Below are 1,679 nucleotides of genomic sequence, written 5' to 3' on the forward strand. Positions count from 1 at the left end.
GACCAGGTGACCCAGCAGAATGCCGAGCGCGTGCAGCAGAGCGCACGGGCGGCCAGCGACCTGCAACACCAGGCGGAGCAGCTGGCCCAGGCGATTCGCGTCTTCCGCCTGCGCGGTGCCGGCCCCGAGCAGGTACCTGCCAGGGAAGAGGCCGAGGCCCGTCGTTCGGCCGGTTTCGCCAGCAAGCCGTCAGTCTCGCAGCAAGACCCGCTCCCCGCCAAGCGGCTGCAGGCCAAGGCGCCCCGCTCGGCAGCCGAGACGGAGTGGGAAACGTTCTAGAGGCGGGGCAGGGAACACACTCATACGAGGCGGCAAAGGATAACAACGATGCGCGACAACCAGCCGGTAACCCAGCGTGAATTCAAGCTGAGCGATGAGCATCTGCTCATTACCCGCACGGACCTGGAAGGCAGGATCACCTACGCCAACTCCGCGTTCGTCGAGGTCAGCGGTTTCTCCCACGAGGAGGTGATCGGTGCGCCGCACAACCTGATTCGCCATCCCGACATGCCGCCCGAGGCCTTCGAGGATCTGTGGAAGACGATCAAGAAGGGCGAGAGCTGGCAAGGCGTGGTCAAGAATCGGCGCAAGGACGGGGACCACTACTGGGTGCAGGCGACGGCCACCCCGATCCTCGAGGAGGGCGAGTGCCAGGGCTATACCTCGGTGAGCACTCCGGCCGAGCCGGCCACCGCCGAAGCGGCGGCTCGCGCTTACTCCCAGTTGCGGGAAGGCCGCCGCGGGCTGACCTTCAAGCAGGGCCGCCTGGTGCGGCGCGGGCTGCTGGGCGTGTTTTCGCGCCTCAACCTCCACTCCATCCGCGCCAAGCTGGTCACCTTGACCCTGGTGCCGGTGTTGCTGCTGCTGCTCAGCGGGGCCGTGGGCCTCTATGGCCTCAAGGTGTCGGGGGACCGGGTCGCCTACATCAATGGCAATGGCGTGCAGGACATCGCCGACCTGCAGCGCATCGACCAGTTGCTGAGCCAGTTGATGACCGACCTGGAGCGCCCGGTGCGCAACCCCAGGGCGCTGCGCATGGAGCAGATCCAGGAGCTGGCCGATGAATCCGAGGGCGTCACCGAGCGCATCGGTGCCGCCTGGGAGAGCTTCCTCGACGGCGAGGATGCGTCGCAGGAGGCGATCACGACCCTCGACGCCCAGCTCGGCGTCGCCATCGACGAGGGGATTCGCCCCACGCTGCAGGCACTGATCGACGGCAGCGGCTTTGCCGCCTACGAGGCCTACAACGATGTGCTGCGGCCGGAAGTCGAGGCCATCAGCGAGAGCGTCAACCTGCTGATCCAGGGCAAGCTCGATTATGCCAACCAACTGGCCGAGGAGGCCGAGCGTGGCCAGGCGATGATGCTCTCGGGGCAGTTGGCGGCCCTGGCGATCGGCATCCTGTTCCTGATCCTGCTGGGGTCCTGGACGCTGCGCGCGATCACCCGGCCGGTGCGTCGCGCCGTGGATTTTACCCTGCAGGTCGCCTCGGGCAACCTGGCGGTACGCTCGCCGGATCGCACCCGCGACGAGATCGGTGCGCTGCTCGGTGCGCTCAACACCATGCGCAAGAGCCTCTACAGCACTACTCGCAGCGTGCAGCAGGGCATTGATGTCGTGACCCCTGCGTCGCGCTCCATCGCCCGCGGCAACGAGGACCTCTCGGCGCGCACCGAGCA

The 1,679-nt window shown here is 67.2% G+C and carries 1 protein-coding gene and 1 pseudogene; both read left to right on the top strand.

Going from position 1 to position 1,679, the window contains the following annotated elements:
- A pseudogene (locus tag DIS04_RS20235) lies at positions 1-279 on the top strand (methyl-accepting chemotaxis protein); the annotation flags it as partial.
- 48 nt (positions 280-327) lie between these two features.
- Positions 328-1,679, top strand: a 1,352-nt coding sequence (locus tag DIS04_RS20240) for a methyl-accepting chemotaxis protein (protein WP_162623140.1), incomplete at its 3' end; no start/stop codon positions are given.

Origin of the sequence: Billgrantia lactosivorans, from assembly GCF_003254665.1 — a bacterium.
In the GTDB taxonomy this organism is placed as follows: domain Bacteria; phylum Pseudomonadota; class Gammaproteobacteria; order Pseudomonadales; family Halomonadaceae; genus Halomonas; species Halomonas lactosivorans.